Here is a 15,251-nt window from a genome sequence, read left to right as displayed (position 1 = left end):
AAGGTTCCGCAACCACCACCGCACCGACAACGATCCGAGCCGCCCGCTCGTCGACAGCGCGGGCGCGTTCGGCTGGCGAAGGAGAACGCGAATGACTCGCCTGCATGACGATCCCTCGTCGTTCGCAGAGGACATGACCGCTGGTTTCGTCGCCGCGAACCCGCACTACGTGCGCCAGGTCCCCGGCGGTGTGGTGCGCGCGCGGCGCGGCCGCCGGGGCAAGGTCGCCGTGGTCACCGGCGGTGGATCCGGGCACTACCCGGCGTTCTGCGGCGTGGTCGGACCCGGTTTCGCCGACGGCGCGGTGATCGGCAACATCTTCACCGCCCCCTCGGCCGAGGACGCCCACTCGGTCGGCCGCGCGGTCGACAGCGGGGGCGGTGTCATCTTCTCCTTCGGCAACTACGCCGGGGACAACATGAACTTCGGGCTGGCCGCGGAACGGCTCGGCCGGGAGGGGATCCGCGCGGAGAACCTCGTCGTCACCGACGACGTCGCCAGCGCACCCGCCGGCGAGGCCGAGCGGCGCCGCGGCGTGGTCGGCGACTTCGTCGTGTTCAAGATCGCCTCGGCCGCCGCCGAGGAGGGCTACTCCTTCGACGAGGTCATGCGCGCGGGCAGGCACGCCAACGCGCGCACCCGCAGCCTCGGCGTGGCCTTCGACGGCTGCACCCTGCCGGGGCAGGACGCGCCGCTGTTCGAGGTCCCCGCCGGGCGCATGGGACTGGGTCTGGGCATCCACGGCGAGCCGGGGGTGTCCGAGACCGACATGCCCTCGGCCGCCGAGCTGGCGAAGGTCCTCGTCGACGGGCTGCTCGAGGAGGCCCCGGTGCCGGCCGACGGCACTCGCCCGCGCGCGGCCGCGATCCTCAACGGTCTCGGCGCGACGAAGTACGAGGAGCTGTTCGTCGTGTGGCGCACGGTCGCGCGGCTGCTCGACGAGGCCGGTGTCGAGGTGGTCGCGCCCGAGGTCGGCGAACTCGTGACGAGCCTGGACATGGCCGGGTGCTCGCTCACGCTCACCTGGCTGGACGAGGAGCTGGAGCGCCTCTGGCACGCGCCGGTGGACACCCCGGCCTACCGCAAGGGCAGCATCGCGCCCGCCGACCTGGACGCCGCGGAGGAGCTCGACGCCCCGGAGACCGTCGAGACCGCCGCGCCGGCCCGCGCGGCGGGGCCGGACGGCCAGCGCACCGCGCAGCAGGTGGTGCGCGCGCTGCGCGGGGTGGCCGAGGAGCTCGACCGGGAGTCCGACCGGCTCGGCGAGCTCGACGCGATCGCCGGGGACGGCGATCACGGCCGCGGGATGTCGCGGGGCAGCGCAGCCGCTGCGGAGGCCGCTGCGGAGACCGCCGGGCGGGGAGCCGGTCCGGCCGACGTGCTCGCGGCCGCGGGCGACGCGTGGGCCGGACGAGCCGGCGGCACGTCCGGAGCCCTGTGGGGAGCGGCCCTGGCGTCCTTCGGGGAGAACCTCCCGGACGACCGCGCGGTCACCGCGGCCGACCTGGGTGCGGCGGCCGGCGCGGCCGCGGACGCGGTGCGCCGGTTGGGAGGTGCCGAGCCGGGGGACAAGACCCTGCTCGACGCCCTCCTGCCGTTCGTCGAGAGCCTGCGCTCGGACGAGTCCGCCGCGGATCCGTGCGCGCTGTGGAGCAGCGCGGCCGAGACCGCCGCGCGGGCGGCCGAAGCGACCGCGGAGCTGGTGCCGAAGACCGGGCGGGCCCGCCCGCTGGCCGAGCGCAGCCGTGGAACACCGGACCCGGGCGCCACCTCGTTGGCGATGGTGGTGACCCGCGTGGGCGCGGTGCTGCGCGAATCCGATCCGGTTGCGTGAACCGGTGATCTCGAACGAAAGGTGCGAAGTGATGAGTGCTGGAACGTGGCGCATCGTCGTCGGCTCGGACGACGCGGGCATGGACTACAAGGACGTGCTGCGCGAGGACCTGCGCGCCGACCCGCGCGTCGCCGAGGTCACCGACGTCGGCGTCGGTTCGGACGAGCACACGGCCTACCCGCACGTGGCGGTGAACGCCGCGCGCGTGGTGGCCGAGGGCGGGGCGGACCGCGCGCTGCTCGTGTGCGGCACGGGCCTGGGCGTGGCCATCAGCGCGAACAAGGTCCCCGGCATCCGCGCGGTGACGGCCCACGACAGCTACTCCGTGGAGCGCGCCGTGCTGAGCAACGACGCGCAGGTGCTGTGCTTCGGGCAGCGGGTGATCGGCCGGGAACTGGCGCGTAAGCTCGCCGCGGAATGGCTGGACCACCGCTTCGACGAGGCGTCGGCCTCGGCGAGCAAGGTCGCCGCGATCAGCGCCTACGAAGCGGAGTCGCACCCTGCGTAGGACCGAGGAGGACCAGGTGTCGGGCAGCTCCGGTTGGACTGAGCAGCGCGCGGAGGTCATCGCGATCTGCCGCCGGATGACCGCGGACGGCCTCGTGGTGGGCACGTCCGGCAACGTCTCCATCCGGTGCGGCGATCTCGTCGCGGTGACTCCCTCCGGTGTGGACTACGACGAGCTCACCGTCGAGGACATCCCGCTGGTCGACTTCGACGGCAACGTGGTCGACGGCCGGATGAAGCCCACGTCGGAGCTGCCCATGCACCTCACCGCCTACGCGCGGCACGAGGCCGGTGCCGTGGTGCACACGCACTCGCTGTACGCCACGGCGCTGTCGCTCGTGCGGGACGAGGTCCCGGCGGTGCACTACCAGCTCGCCGAGTTCGGCGGAACCGTGCGGGTGGCCGACTACGCCACCTACGGTTCGGCCGAGCTGGCCGATGCGATGTCGCGGGCGCTGAGCGGCTCGGCCGGCTGCGTCCTGCGCAACCACGGCACGATCACCCTCGGTTCCACCCTGCGCAGCGCCTACAACCGCGCTCGCCAGCTCGAGTGGCTCTGCCAGGTGTGGCTCACCGCCCGCCAGGTCGGTGAACCGCAGCTGCTCAGCTCGGACGAGATGGCCCGCGTGACCCAGCGCCTGACGACGTACGGCCAGCGCTGAGCCCGGAGCCGCCGCTGCTCGGGGTCACACCGGGCAGCGCGCCGCGGCGGGCAGTTTGCCCTCGGAGTCGTTCGGCCACTGGGCGGGTTCGGGACCGAGCTCCACGAGCTGCTGCACCTGCTGCACGCACCAGGGGGAGACCGCGGTGCGGCCGGCGAGCACGTCGGCGGTGAACTCCTTCCAGTCCACCCAGCGGACCTCGGCGACCTCCTCGGGGTTCGGCTGCGGATCCTCGTGCGCGCGCGCCACGTACACCGGGCAGATCTCGTTCTCCACGAGGCCGTTGTCCATCACAGCGCGGTAGCGGAACTCGCTGAGCACGACGTTCGGAGCGGAAACGGCCAGGCCCAGCTCGTCGCCGAGGCGCCGTTCGATCGCTTCCGGCACGGGTTCCGCGGGGGAGGGGTGGCCGCAGCAGCTGTTGGTCCACACGCCGGGCCACGTGAGCTTGTGGTCCGCTCGCCGGGTGAGCAGGAATTCGCCGCGCTCGTTGAACACGTAGCACGAGAAGGCGAGGTGCAGCGGCGTCTCCTGGTGGTGGACGGTCGCCTTGTCCTCGACGCCGATGGCCGCTCCGGCGTCATCGAGCAAAACCACCTGTTCCACGAAAGTCCCTCCTCGCCTCGAGCTGTTCGGTCGCCTGCGCGGTGTGCGCGGCGTGCGCAAGAATAGCGGTTCGTCAGCGGGCGGGTACAGCACGTGGCCGATCGGGGGAGCGTCCGATGAGGTGAGTGGAGGGGTGGAGGGAGGTGGAGGTCCCTCCACCCCTCCACCCGCCCGCAACGGCCCGTCCGCGGAGTCTCCGCGTCCTCCGCGCTCCTGGTGCGGAGCTACACCAGGATGCCGGCGATCGCGGCGCTGAGGAGGTTCGCCAGCGTTCCGCCGAGGATCGCGCGGATCCCGTACTGGGCGATCCAGCTGCGCCGCTGGGGGACGAGCCCGCCGAGTCCGCCCAGCAGGATGCCCAGCGAGCCGACGTTGGCGAATCCGGTGAGGGCGAAGGTGATGATCGTGGCGCTCTTCTCGCTGAACTGGTCGATCTGCGGTCCGAAGTCGGCGAACGCCACGAACTCGTTGAGCACGATCTTCTGCCCGAGGAAGCCGCCCGCGGCGATCGCCTCGTCCCACGGCACGCCGATCGCGCTCATCACCGGCGCGAAGATGTAGCCGAGGATCTGCTCCAGGGTGAGGTCCGGTGCGCCGAACCACCCGCCGATGCCGCCGAGGATGAGGTTCATCAGCGCCACGAGGGAGACGAACACGAACAGCATCGCGCCGACGTTCAGCGCCAGCCGCAGCCCGTCGAGGGCGCCGGCCGCGGCCGCGTCGATGACGTTGCGCGGTTTCTGCTCGGCCCCGGTGTCCTCGCCGGGTTGCCGGTCGGCCCCCGGGGAGCCCTGCGACTCCTCGTCCGGTTCGGAGCCGTCCGATTCGGACCCCTCGGAGGTGTTCCCTCCCGCCCCGTCGGAGCCGGACTCCGCGCCGTCGGAGCCGTTGCCGCCGTGCTTTTCGAGCACGCGGTCGCTGCGCGGTTTCTCCGTCTCCGGCATGATGATCTTGGCCATGAGCAGGCCCGCCGGTGCGGCCATGAAACTGGCGGCGATGAGGTGCTCCAGGCGCGCGCCGAGCAGGGCGTAGCCCACCATCACCGTTCCGGCTACAGTGGACAGCCCGCCCACCATCACGGCGAAGAACTCCGAACGCGTCATCCGGCCCAGGAACGGCCGGATGACCAGGGGGGCTTCGGTCTGCCCGAGGAAGATGTTGGCGGTGGCGTTGAGCGATTCCGCGCGCGTCGTCCCGAGCACCTTCTGCAGCCCGCCGCCGATGATGCGCACGACCCACTGCAGGATGTTCCAGTGGTACAGGATCGCGCTCAGCGAGGCGACGAAGATGATGACGGGCAGCACCTGGAAGGCCACGACCGTCTCGCTGGGATCCTCGGGCATGACCGGCCCGAGGAGGAAGTCGATGCCCTCCCGGGTCGAGTTGATGACCTGGCGAAAGCCGTCGGCCACGGTCGCGAGCACCTGCTTGCCCACGTCCCAGCGCAGCACGATGACGGCGAAGACGATCTGAATGGCCAGCGCGCCCAGGACCGTGCGCGGCCGGATCGCGCGTCTGTTGGTGGACAGTGCGACCGCGAGCAGCAGCACCACGAGAATGCCGCCGATTCCCCACAGGACTTGCACGGGATTTCCGCCCTCCCTGTTTCTGTGGAACCCGCCCGGTATCGGGTATGAGCAGTTCGACCACGGGATGTTGTCATCCCGCACCGAACACCACCACACCGGGAGGGCGCAACGCGCCCGCTGCACCGGCGTGCGCTGCGCGCGCGCCGCGAACGTTATCGATCCGTTTCCGCAGCGGAGCCGATTCCCGCGCGCGGTGGCGCGGTGGTTCCGCCCCGCGTTGTTCCGGAATGCTGCGATTCCGACCGCGGGGTGCGGAACGGTGCCTCCGGGATTTCCGCCGTTCCCCCGACACCGGTTCCCGGCCACCGGTTCCCGACCGGACCGGGCGGTGCCGGTCCGCGGTGCTGGTGCGCCGCGCCGGCCGCCAGGGCGTCGCGCGGACGGGCCGGTCGCCGAGCGCGGATTCTTCCGGTCGAGGGGCGTGCGCGGCGAATTCACGCCAGGGAGCCCGTTGTGCCTTGAATGCCGGGTTGAATCGCGGCCGTGATCGTCCGCGGCGAGGGCGGACGCGCGAGGACGAGGGGGCATGACGTGCGGTGCGAATCGCGGTGGTTCCGCGCGCTGGCCTGCGGGTTCGCCGTCGCTCTGGGAGCGGCGGGCTCCGCCGGGGCGGCCGCGGCGGAACCGGTGGTGCACTACGCGGCGCTCGGGGATTCCTACGCCTCCGGAGTGGGCACGGGTGAGTACGACCCGGACAGCGGCGACTGCAAGCGCGGGCCGCTGGCCTATCCGGAGCTCTGGGCGCAGCAGCACGATCCCGCCGAGTTCGACTTCGTCGCCTGCGGCGGTGCGACCACCGACGACGTCACCGGCGCGCAGCTGTCCGCGCTGGACGAGGCGACGACCCTGGTCACGGTCTCCGTCGGCGGCAACGACATCGGTTTCGGCGAGATCGTCACGGCGTGCCTGCTCGGCAGCGAGGAGACCTGCGACGAGCGGGTGAGCGAGGGCGAGCAGCGGGCGCGCGGCGAGCTGCCCGCCGCGCTCGACGAGACCTACGGGGCCATCGCCGAGGAAGCGCCGAACGCCCGCGTCCTGGTCCTCGGCTACCCGCGGCTGACCGAACCGGGCGCGTGCCCGATCCCCGGCTTCACCGAGCACAAGCGCGAGCGGCTCAACGCGGGCGCGGATGTGCTCAGCGGCGTCATCGAGCAGGCCGCGCAGCGGGCCGGTTTCGACTACCTCGACGTCCGCGGCACGTTCGACGGCCACGGCGTGTGCGGCGAGCAGGAGTGGATCAACGGCCCCGAGGTGGTGGTCAGCGAGTCGTTCCACCCCAACAGCGAGGGCCACGGGAGCGGCTACCTGCCCGTGCTCGACGCGGCCGCCGGGTGACCGGTGCCCGCGGCCGGGCGTTCACCGCTCGCGGGAGGGGACGGGGCCTCCGCCTCCGCGCGGGTGCACCGCGCGGGCCTCGGCCACGAACGCGTCGATGCGGCGCGCGTGCGCGCCGCGCCAGTACACCCGCCCGCACTCCGGGCACCGGGCGAACGCCTCGTAGCAGCGCCGCGTCCCGGCCGGCAACCGGTCGGCGACCTCCTGCTTGGGCACCGGCGCGAGCTTCCCGTTGCAGGCGGTGCACCGCGTCCACGGGGCCAGCGGCGGCGCGAACCGGGTGAGCACGTCCCGCACCTGCTCGTCCGGGTGCGCGGCGTAGACGTAGGCCCCGGCCCACACGGAGCGGCGGCACAGCAGCCGCCGGTCCTGCGTGAGCACGACCCGGTGTTCGGCGCGGGAACGCGCGACGAGGTCGTCGTCGGCGGCGTCGTTGCGGTAGGACGCGTCGATGCCGAGCAGCCGCAACCGCCGCGCCAGGCGTCCCAGGTGCACGTCCAGCACGAAGCTCTCGGCCGTGGTGGACGGGCGCGGCACCGGCAGCAGCTCCACCCGCGAACCGGGGGCGGCGCGGTGGGTGGGATCCACCCGGGACCCCTCCACCCGGACGCCGCCGAGCTCGGTGGCGGGGACCCCCACCGACTCGGCCAGGTGCGCGATGGTGGCCGTGCCGTCGCTGGGCACCACCACCCGTCCGGCGCGGCGGTGCGCGGACAGGAACAGCTGCAGCTCGGGATCGACGCACAGCACGACGCTCGCGGCCACCACACCGGCCATGATGGCCGACCGCGCCGGTGCTGTCGCCGCGAGCCGGCAGCGTGGAACCGGCGACTCGGCCCGGCAGCACAGAACGAGACAGGCGGGTCGAGCCGGCGGGGGCGGGCAACGGGCGCGTCGCGCTTTGCGCGTGGCCATCGGCTGGTAGCATGTCCGCAGCTGGCTTCCGCCGGCCGCGCTCCGGCGGCGCGGAAGCGGCAGGCACAACAGACGTGGACGAGCCGCGCCGCCCAGGCGCTCCAGAGGGTGCGCGCGGCTGACCGGGTGGCCGGAAGGGAGAGGCGATCGATCGCCTCGGCCGCCCGTGAGAAGAGCCCGCTGACCCGGTCGGTCAGCGGGTTTTTTCGTGCCGGTGCAGCCGAGCAGCTGCTCAGGGGCTGACCGGAGGGGAGGACCGCACGTCGTTCGCGCACCTGGAGCACTGTCGCGGCCCTTCGCTCCTCCACGGTGATCACAGCTGGGTACTGCAGCCACACGGCGTGCTCAGCTGCCGGGATCGAACTGGTCGCGGCAGGCGTCGCACAAGGCTCCACCGCGGTCCGCTGGTCCTCCGCGCATCCGACACGTTCGGTCTCTCCCGCGGCGTTCCGGCGATCGTCTTCGCGGCTTCGGCGGTGATCTCCGAGGTGAAGTGGTGCTTGATCACCTGACCGCCGGGCGGGGCGAGTAGACGCCGAACGTGCCAGCCGTGCGGCGCAACCCGACGCGCACCGCCGGGGTGCTGACGTGGAAACACTCCCGGAGACGCCGCGTGGTTCGCGGGATCAGTAAAACTCGGAGCAGTTGGCGGTGGCGAACTCTCCCGTTGCGGGCTGCTGCTGCGACACGTCCGAATCGGCGGAGCGCTGCATCTCCTGATCGATGGAGTTCATCACCCGCCGAAGACCACGAGGCTCACGATGAAAGCTGCCACACCGAGCCCGGCGACGACGTAGGCGACGACCGGGTTCGTGGCGATGCCCTTGTGCACCCGATAAATGCCGACCCCGTCCAGGGACGTGGCGAGCACGCCGAGGATGAAGCCGAAGAAGCCGATGAAGGGAATCCAGGCCAGCAGGAAGCCGATGATCCCGAGCACGAGGGTGAAAGCCCCCGCGCCCTCGCCTCGCGAGGCAACTGCACCCGGTCGTTGCCGAGCTGCTCCGGTCGGCGCACGGGACGGTCGTTCCGATCACGGGCGTTCCTCGATGGAGCTCACCGGGCGGTCGTGGTTCACTCCTCCGGGTCCGTCGCGTCCCGCGCGGCGATCTGCGATCTTGGTCGCGGGCGCGGACCGGCGCCGAGCGGGCCGAACGGAGGTACTCAGAGCACGTGCGCGGGACCGACTACTACGAGCTGCTCGGGGTGTCACCGGAGGCGAGCGCAGCCGAGATCAAGTCCGCGTACCGCTCGCTGGCGCGCACCATGCACCCGGACGTCGGCGGAACCGAGAAGACCTTCCGGCTGCTGCGCGAGGCCTACGACACCTTGCGCGATCCGGCCAGTCGCGCCCGCTACGACCGGAGCCGCGGCGGGGCGGCGCCCCCCGCCCCGCGCGGCTCTGACGAGCCCTCCGCGCCCGATGCCCGCACGTTCCCGCGCGGGGCCCGCTGGAAGCGCTCCGCCTTCGGCGAGGACCCGCGCCACGAGCCGCGGCTGCCCGATCTCGGGCCGGAGGACCTGCCCTGGTGGAACCGGGTGGACCCGCGCGATCGCGTCCGGCTGGTGCCCGCGTCCGGCCCGGACCGCGCCTCGGTGCTGGCGATGTTCGGCGCCTGGGGCCTGCTGCTGCTCACCGGGTCGACCGTGCGGCTGGGCGGGGTGCTGCTGGGTTCCTGGCTGTCGCTGGTGATCACCGCCGGAGCTGCCGTGGTGGTGATGCTGCGGCGGTACCTCCGCGCGCGCCGCGGGGAGCGGGACTTCCACGCCCGGCTCGGCGGCCAACGGGTCTTCGGGGCTCCGGACCAGCAGGACAGACGCGTCCAGGTGCTCACGGCGCACCTGTGCAAGCGGTACTTCACCCGCATGCCGGGCGCGCGGATCTTCCACGGGCTCGCCTGGCCGGGGTCGGTGTTCGCCGACGTGCCGCACGCGGTGCTGTGCGGCCGCCGCCTGGTGCTCGTCGAGCCGAAGAGCTGGCTGCCCGGGCACTACGCGATCGACGCGGACGGGTCGGTGTGGCGCAACGGCCACCGGTTCCGCGGGGGTGCGACGGCGCTCGCCGACGGGATGGCCGCCTTCGCCGACCTGCTGCCCGGCGTCCAGGTGCGGGGTGTCGCGCTGCTGTACCCGAACCGCGAGGGCGAGGTCACCGCGGAGGAGGACGCGCCGGGGGACGTGGAGCTGATGACGCCGGCGCGGTTCGTCCGCGACATCGGCGGCTGGTTGGCCGCCGATGCGGCGGCGGTGGACCGGGACGCGGTGGTGGCGGTGCTCGACCGGGTGGTCACGTGCTGATCCCGCCCGCGCCCCGCTCCGGGGCCCGGCGGGGCGCGGGCGGGAGGATGGGGTCGTCGAACGCGAAGCGAGGAGGGTCAACGGTGACCGAGGGCAGTCGGCCGCAGCAGAACGTCAGCTTCCCCAGCAACGGGGGCACCGCGCACGGGTACCTCGCCGAGCCGGAGGCGCCCGGCCCCGGTGTGGTCGTCATCCAGGAGTGGTGGGGGCTGACCGACCACATCGCCGACATCACCGACCGCCTCGCGCGCGAGGGGTTCGTGGCGCTGGCTCCGGACCTCTACGGCGGGCGCACCACGCACGACCCCTCCGAAGCCGCGCGCATGATGCAGGAGCTCCCGGTCGAGCAGGCCACGCGGGACCTGTCGGGCGCGGTGGACCACCTGCTGGCGCACCCGCGGACGACGTCCGCCCGCGTCGGCGTGGTGGGCTTCTGCATGGGCGGCAAGTTCGCCATCGTGCTGGCCGCGCAGCAGGGCGACCGCGTCGGGGCCGCCGTGCCCTTCTACGGTCTGCCGGCGGTGGCGGAGACGGACTTCTCCGGGCTGACCTCGCCGATGCTGTGCCACTTCGGCGAGCACGACCGCACGATCAGCCGGGAGGCGATCGCCGAGCTGCGCGAGCACGTGGAGCGCGACTCGCCGGTGCACCCGGAGATCCACCTGTACCCGGCCGGGCACGCCTTCTGCAACGACCGCAATCCCGCGAGCTACCACGCGGATTCCGCGGGATCGGCCTGGCAGCGCACCGTGCGGTTCCTGCGCGCGCAGCTCGGCGGGTCCGAGCGGTGAGAGCCCGGTGGGGAGGGCCCGCCGCGGGGACGCGCGGATCCGGTGCGCCGTGGTTCCGCGACCAGCGGTGAACGGGTCAGGGCGTGTCGAGCACGAGCACGGAGTTGTGCCCGCCCATGCCGATCGCGGATTTGACCGTCGTCCCCGGCTGCGCCGCGGTGGGACCGGCCAGCAGGCGCTCGTGCCCGGAGGCGACGGGCCGCGGGGCCGGCAGGAGGCCGCGGTCGTGCCCGAGGGCGGAGGCCGCGAGCTCGACCGCCGAGGCCGCGCCCTGGCAGTGCCCCACGAGGGGTTTGACCGAGTACAGCTCGGCGTTCGGCAGCTGTTCGTCGGCGATCGCGGCCTCGGTGCGGTCGCACTGCGTCGTTCCGGGACCGTGGGCGTTGAGGTAGCGCACCCGGCTCGGGTCGACCGCGGCGTTGTCCAGGGCTTCGGTGAAGCAGCGTGTGATCTCGGCGCGGTTCGGGTCGATCGAGGTGACGTGGTGGGCGTCGTGGGTCATGGCCCCGCCCCGGACGCGCAGGTACGGGTTCGCCGCTCGGCGCGAGAGCACCATGCCGACGGAGGCCTCGCCCATGATGAAGCCCCGGCTCCCCTCCTGGAAGGGCCGGCAGGCCTGCAGCGGTTCGGTGTCGGTGATGGCCACGCCCAGCCGCCGGAAGTGCTCGACGTTCTCCGGGGTGATCGACAGGTCGCTGGCGAGGAACAGCACGTCGTCGACGATGCCGGCGTCCAGCCAGGCCTTGGCGGTGAGCAGCCCGGCGTTGCCCGAGGCGCACATGGCGCCGACGTTCATGGCGGGGCCGTGGAAGTCGTGCTCCTGCATGAGCGTGGAGATCGGCGTCGACGGCATGAGCGAGAGGTAGTCGCGCACCGGCAGGCGGCCGTTGCTCGTGAGGTAGAAGTCCTTCCACAGGTCCACCTCGCCGAGGACGACCGCGTGCAGCAGGCCGACGGTGCCCGTCGGACGCCAGCCGCGGAGCCGCGCGTCCTGGACGGCCTCGCGGGCGGCGGCGCGCATGGCGCGCTGGAAGCGTCCCCGGCCGTCGGCCGGGTCGCCGCCGTCGGTGACGGTCGCGGCCCAGACGTCGTCCTGACCATCCGCGGACAGTTCGGTGTGCGGACGGGCGGCGGACTCCCCGCTGCACAGCCCGTCCCAGAGCGCCGGGGTTCCCCAGCCGTAGCCGGTGACCGCGCCGATGCCGGTGATGTCGCAGTGCTGCTTCGTCATCGGATGTCTCCTCCGTCGTCCGCTGCGCGGTGGAAGGCGGGAAGGTGCGTGGCGCGGAACGTGAGCGGGGAGGGGCGCGAGGCGGAGGTGGCGCCGGGGCGTGCGATCGTGCCGCTGTGTCCGCGCTTTCATCCGACGGTGACGAGGAGATTCGCTGTTCGGACACTAAATGTGTTCACGATCCCACGAGTATCGCCGCAATGGATTAAGATCACACAAAAAGGACGCAGGCCCAAGGTGCTGTCTTGCGCGCAACGTGTTTTTCGGGTGGCGTCCCCGGGTTCCGCCATCCGGTAGCGGGCACCGGGTGCCAGTACGGTGGGAGTCGGCGGATCCGAATGGAGTAGGAGGTCGTCGTTCCCAGCGTGACCACCGGTTTGCTCATCGGTCGGAGCGGTCGGAGGGGCCATGCAGTCTGAACCTCGGGATGCCGACCGTCTCCCGGCAGGTGACGAGCTGGACGGAGGCGTTGCGGACCGGGAATTCGTGGACCTGGCCCTCGCGCTCAACGACGCCGTCCTGTGGGTGTACGACTTCGCCCGGGACGAGGTGCGCTGGACTTCCACGGGGCTGGAGCGGTTGCTCGCCATGCCCGGCACCGCGTTCGAGCAGCAGCGTTCCCGACTGCAGGAGCTCGCCGCCCCGCTGATCGTGTCCGCGCGCACCGCCCCCGTCTGGCGCGACCTGGAGCTGGAGCAGTCGTTCCAGGCCCCCGACGGGCGCGAGCGCGCGGTGCGCTTCCGCGCCCGCCGCTCCTGGCGCGGCGGCGAGGAGGAACTGCTCGGTGCCGTCACCGACACCTCGGAGGCGCACCAGGACCGCCGCGCGCTCGCGGATCTCGCCGAGCGCTACCGGCTGCTCACCGAGCTGACCCCGGTGGCGATCTGCGTGCACCAGGACGGTGTGGTCACCTACGTCAACTCGGCGGCCGTCCGCCTGGTCGGAGCGGAGGCGGACACCGCCATCCTCGGCCGTCCCATCAGCGACTTCATCGCGGCCCCCGCGCTGCCCGCGCTGCGCGAACGCATCGCCGCACTGGACGCGCACGGTGAGCGGACGGAACCGACGGAAGTGACCATGCACCCCCTCGACGGCAGCACCGTGCTCGTCGAGTCGGTCTCCGTGCGCATCATGTGGCGCGGGCGCCCCGCCTACCAGGTCATCCTGCGCGACATCACCGAGCAGCGCGCCACCGAGGACCGGTTGCGTCACCAGGCCACGCACGACGAGCTCACCGGACTGCTCAACCGCAAGGGGGTCAACGACGTCCTCGCCGAGCTCACCCGCGAGCAGCGCACGCAGATCGCGCTGCTGTTCTGCGACATCGACAACTTCAAGCGGATCAACGACTCGCTCGGGCACGAGGCCGGGGACGAACTGCTGACGACCCTGGCGCGCCGGCTGGAGCGGGAGGTGCCGGAGGGCTGCTACGTCGCGCGCATCTCCGGCGACGAGTTCCTCGTCGTCTGCCCCGAGGTCGGCCCCGGTGGGGAGGAGCTCGACCGGCTGGCCCAGCACGTCTCGGCGGCGCTGCGCACCGTGGTGCCCGTGCGCGACGAGCTCATCAGCGTCTCCGCCTCCACCGGAGCCGCCATGTTCGAGGGCGGCATGACCGGCCAGGACCTGCTGCGCTACGCCGACATGGCCATGTTCCAGGCCAAGAAGCGCGGCCCCGGCCGCGTTTCCCTGGTCAATCCGGCGCTCGTCTCCGCGGCGGAGGCCCAGTTGCGCCTCGAGGGGCAGCTGCGGGAGGCGATGCGCACGGACCAGCTCGCCCTCCACTACCAGCCGATCGTCTCCACCGATGCCACCGTCGTGGAGGCCGAAGCGCTGCTGCGCTGGCCGCACCCCGAGCACGGGATGCTCACCCCCGGCACGATCCTGCCCGTGGCCGAGCAGGCCGATCTGCTGCGCGAGCTCGACTGCTGGGTGCTGCGCACCGCGCTGCGGGAAGCGGCCACGTGGCCCGCCGCCGGCGGGCAGCCACCGGCCGTGGCCGTCAACCTCGCGCAGCTGCTGCCCACCGACCCGCGCTTCGTCGAGGACGTCACCGGGATCATCGCCGAATCCGGGATCTCGCCCGACCGGGTCGTGCTGGAGATGCTCGAAACGGAGCTGGTGGAGCTCACCCCTGCGGCGCACCGCGCCATGACGGAACTCGCCGAGCACGGCGTGCGGTTCGCCATCGACGACTTCGGCACGGGGTACTCCTCGCTGGCCCGGCTCAAGGACATGCCGGCCCAAGCCGTCAAGCTCGACCGCCGGTTCGTGGCCAGCGTGGACGACAGCACCGTCGACCACGCCATCGCCCGCGCCGTCACCGACATCGCCAGCGTGCTCAACCGCACCTGCGTGGCCGAAGGCGTGGAGACGACGAGCCAGCTGCACACCCTCACCGAGCTGGGCGTCGACCTGTACCAGGGGTACCTGTTCTCGCACCCGCTTCCCGCCGCCGAGCTGCGCGCGGGGTTGCAGCGCGAATGACGAGGGGCCGCCCGCCGGGCGTTCACTCGAAGGAGGCGAAGTAGGCGGCGACCATGTCCTCGTCGCCGTGCCCGGCGGCGACCGCGCGCCGCAACCGCTGGCGCGCTCCCTCGGCCAGGTCGAGCCGCAGGCCCTCACCCGCCTCGGCGATGAGGTCGGCGTCCTTGGCGGCACCGCTGGTGGTGAACGACGGTGCGAAGTCCTCGCCGAGGATGGCGCCGCCCTTCAGCTGCGCGTAGGGCGAATCGGTGGCGGTACCGCTGATCGCCTGGAGGAACCGCTGCGGATCAGCGCCGAGGTGCCGGGCCAGCGCGATCGACTCGCCGACGGCGTTGGTCAGCGCCAGCACCCAGTTGTTGGCCACGAGCTTGAGCCGCGTTCCCGCGGCTCCCGCGGCGTCCTCGCCGAGCCAGAGCGTCCGTTCGGCCATCGCGTCCAGCACCGGGGCCACGCGTTCGCGGACAGCGGGGTCGCCGGCGGCGAGCGCGACGAGCGTGGCCTGCTCGGCAGGTTTGCGCGTGCCCAGCACGGGCGCGTCGACGAGCGAGCTGCCGGCGATGCGCGCGACCTCGCGCATCCCGCTCAAGCCGATCGTCGCCATCTGCAGCCAGATCCCGTCCTCGTCGAGGGCCTTGTACGCCGGTTCCGCCGCCCGCACGGTCGTCCCGGCGTCGAGCAGCATCGTGATGAGGACGTCGGCCCCGCGGGCCGCGCCCGCGGGGGTGTCGGCGACGTGCGCACCGTGCGCGGCCAAGTGCTGGGCCTTGCTGCTCGTGCGGTTCCACGCGCGCACGTCGAAGCCCGCGGCGAGCAGGTTGCGGGCCATGGGTTCTCCCATGGTCCCGGTGCCGAGGAAGGCGATGGTGGTCATGGGATTCCTCTCGAACACGACGGGCTCCCGGAGGCTGCTGCCCGAAGCGTGCGGTGCACGACTCGCGGCAGGAGACCGGGCATCGCTCCTCCTCGCCCGTGGCGGCGTGCGGTTCCCCCGCCACCGCA

Annotated in this window: 13 protein-coding genes; 7 read left to right on the top strand and 6 right to left on the bottom strand. The window is 72.6% G+C overall.

What is annotated here, in order from left to right; translation table 11 throughout:
• The first annotated feature begins 91 nt into the window (after window positions 1-91).
• From ACYVJE_RS21270 to ACYVJE_RS21260, 3 genes are read left to right on the top strand one after another with little or no spacing between them, the layout of a single operon-like run.
• Window positions 92-1,834 (top strand): dihydroxyacetone kinase family protein, encoded by a 1,743-nt coding sequence (locus tag ACYVJE_RS21270; RefSeq protein WP_461145846.1) that lies wholly within the window; start codon window positions 92-94, stop codon window positions 1,832-1,834.
• 31 nt (window positions 1,835-1,865) lie between these two features.
• The gene (locus ACYVJE_RS21265) at window positions 1,866-2,342 is read left to right on the top strand and encodes a ribose-5-phosphate isomerase (RefSeq protein ID WP_459155922.1); all 477 of its coding nucleotides are present in this window, start codon (window positions 1,866-1,868) and stop codon (window positions 2,340-2,342) included.
• 16 nt (window positions 2,343-2,358) lie between these two features.
• Window positions 2,359-3,003: a class II aldolase/adducin family protein gene (locus tag ACYVJE_RS21260; RefSeq protein WP_461145845.1), complete on the top strand. Its 645-nt coding sequence runs from the start codon at window positions 2,359-2,361 to the stop codon at window positions 3,001-3,003.
• Window positions 3,004-3,027: 24 nt separating this feature from the next.
• Here the strand turns inward: ACYVJE_RS21260 and idi are convergent, their stop codons facing one another.
• Together idi and ACYVJE_RS21250 are read right to left on the bottom strand one after the other, a co-directional pair.
• Window positions 3,028-3,609, bottom strand: coding sequence for an isopentenyl-diphosphate Delta-isomerase (gene idi, locus ACYVJE_RS21255; protein ID WP_459155920.1), 582 nt, complete (start codon window positions 3,607-3,609; stop codon window positions 3,028-3,030).
• A gap of 224 nt (window positions 3,610-3,833) precedes the next feature.
• Window positions 3,834-5,195, bottom strand: coding sequence for a NupC/NupG family nucleoside CNT transporter (locus tag ACYVJE_RS21250; RefSeq protein WP_461145844.1), 1,362 nt, complete (start codon window positions 5,193-5,195; stop codon window positions 3,834-3,836).
• 534 nt (window positions 5,196-5,729) lie between these two features.
• On the opposite strand from ACYVJE_RS21250, the gene ACYVJE_RS21245 reads away from it, so the two are divergent.
• Entirely contained in the window at window positions 5,730-6,533 is an 804-nt protein-coding gene (locus ACYVJE_RS21245) for an SGNH/GDSL hydrolase family protein (RefSeq protein WP_459155918.1), read from the top strand.
• A gap of 21 nt (window positions 6,534-6,554) precedes the next feature.
• Here the strand turns inward: ACYVJE_RS21245 and ACYVJE_RS21240 are convergent, their stop codons facing one another.
• Both ACYVJE_RS21240 and ACYVJE_RS21235 read right to left on the bottom strand, forming a co-directional pair.
• Window positions 6,555-7,301, bottom strand: coding sequence for a Mut7-C RNAse domain-containing protein (locus ACYVJE_RS21240; protein ID WP_461145843.1), 747 nt, complete (start codon window positions 7,299-7,301; stop codon window positions 6,555-6,557).
• An 880-nt stretch (window positions 7,302-8,181) separates the two neighbouring features.
• Window positions 8,182-8,388: a hypothetical protein gene (locus ACYVJE_RS21235; RefSeq protein ID WP_461145842.1), complete on the bottom strand. Its 207-nt coding sequence runs from the start codon at window positions 8,386-8,388 to the stop codon at window positions 8,182-8,184.
• A 233-nt stretch (window positions 8,389-8,621) separates the two neighbouring features.
• On the opposite strand from ACYVJE_RS21235, the gene ACYVJE_RS21230 reads away from it, so the two are divergent.
• Both ACYVJE_RS21230 and ACYVJE_RS21225 read left to right on the top strand, forming a co-directional pair.
• A complete protein-coding gene (locus ACYVJE_RS21230; RefSeq protein ID WP_461145841.1) occupies window positions 8,622-9,746 on the top strand; it encodes a J domain-containing protein in 1,125 nt (374 codons plus the stop codon).
• A gap of 83 nt (window positions 9,747-9,829) precedes the next feature.
• Window positions 9,830-10,537, top strand: coding sequence for a dienelactone hydrolase family protein (locus ACYVJE_RS21225; RefSeq protein WP_461145840.1), 708 nt, complete (start codon window positions 9,830-9,832; stop codon window positions 10,535-10,537).
• Window positions 10,538-10,613: 76 nt separating this feature from the next.
• Here the strand turns inward: ACYVJE_RS21225 and ACYVJE_RS21220 are convergent, their stop codons facing one another.
• Window positions 10,614-11,768 carry a beta-ketoacyl synthase N-terminal-like domain-containing protein gene (locus ACYVJE_RS21220; RefSeq protein WP_461145839.1) on the bottom strand — a complete coding sequence of 385 codons (1,155 nt, stop codon included), beginning with the start codon at window positions 11,766-11,768 and terminating at the stop codon, window positions 10,614-10,616.
• A gap of 408 nt (window positions 11,769-12,176) precedes the next feature.
• Here ACYVJE_RS21220 and ACYVJE_RS21215 point away from each other — a divergent pair, with 408 nt between their 5' ends.
• A complete protein-coding gene (locus ACYVJE_RS21215) occupies window positions 12,177-14,252 on the top strand; it encodes a putative bifunctional diguanylate cyclase/phosphodiesterase (RefSeq protein ID WP_461145838.1) in 2,076 nt (691 codons plus the stop codon).
• Between the two features lie 22 nt (window positions 14,253-14,274).
• Here ACYVJE_RS21215 and ACYVJE_RS21210 read toward each other — a convergent pair whose 3' ends face one another.
• Entirely contained in the window at window positions 14,275-15,123 is an 849-nt protein-coding gene (locus ACYVJE_RS21210) for an NAD(P)-dependent oxidoreductase (RefSeq protein WP_459155912.1), read from the bottom strand.
• Window positions 15,124-15,251 lie beyond the last annotated feature (128 nt).

The organism is Salinifilum aidingensis (genome assembly GCF_054782015.1).
This window is presented reverse-complemented; position numbering and strand designations above follow the sequence as displayed.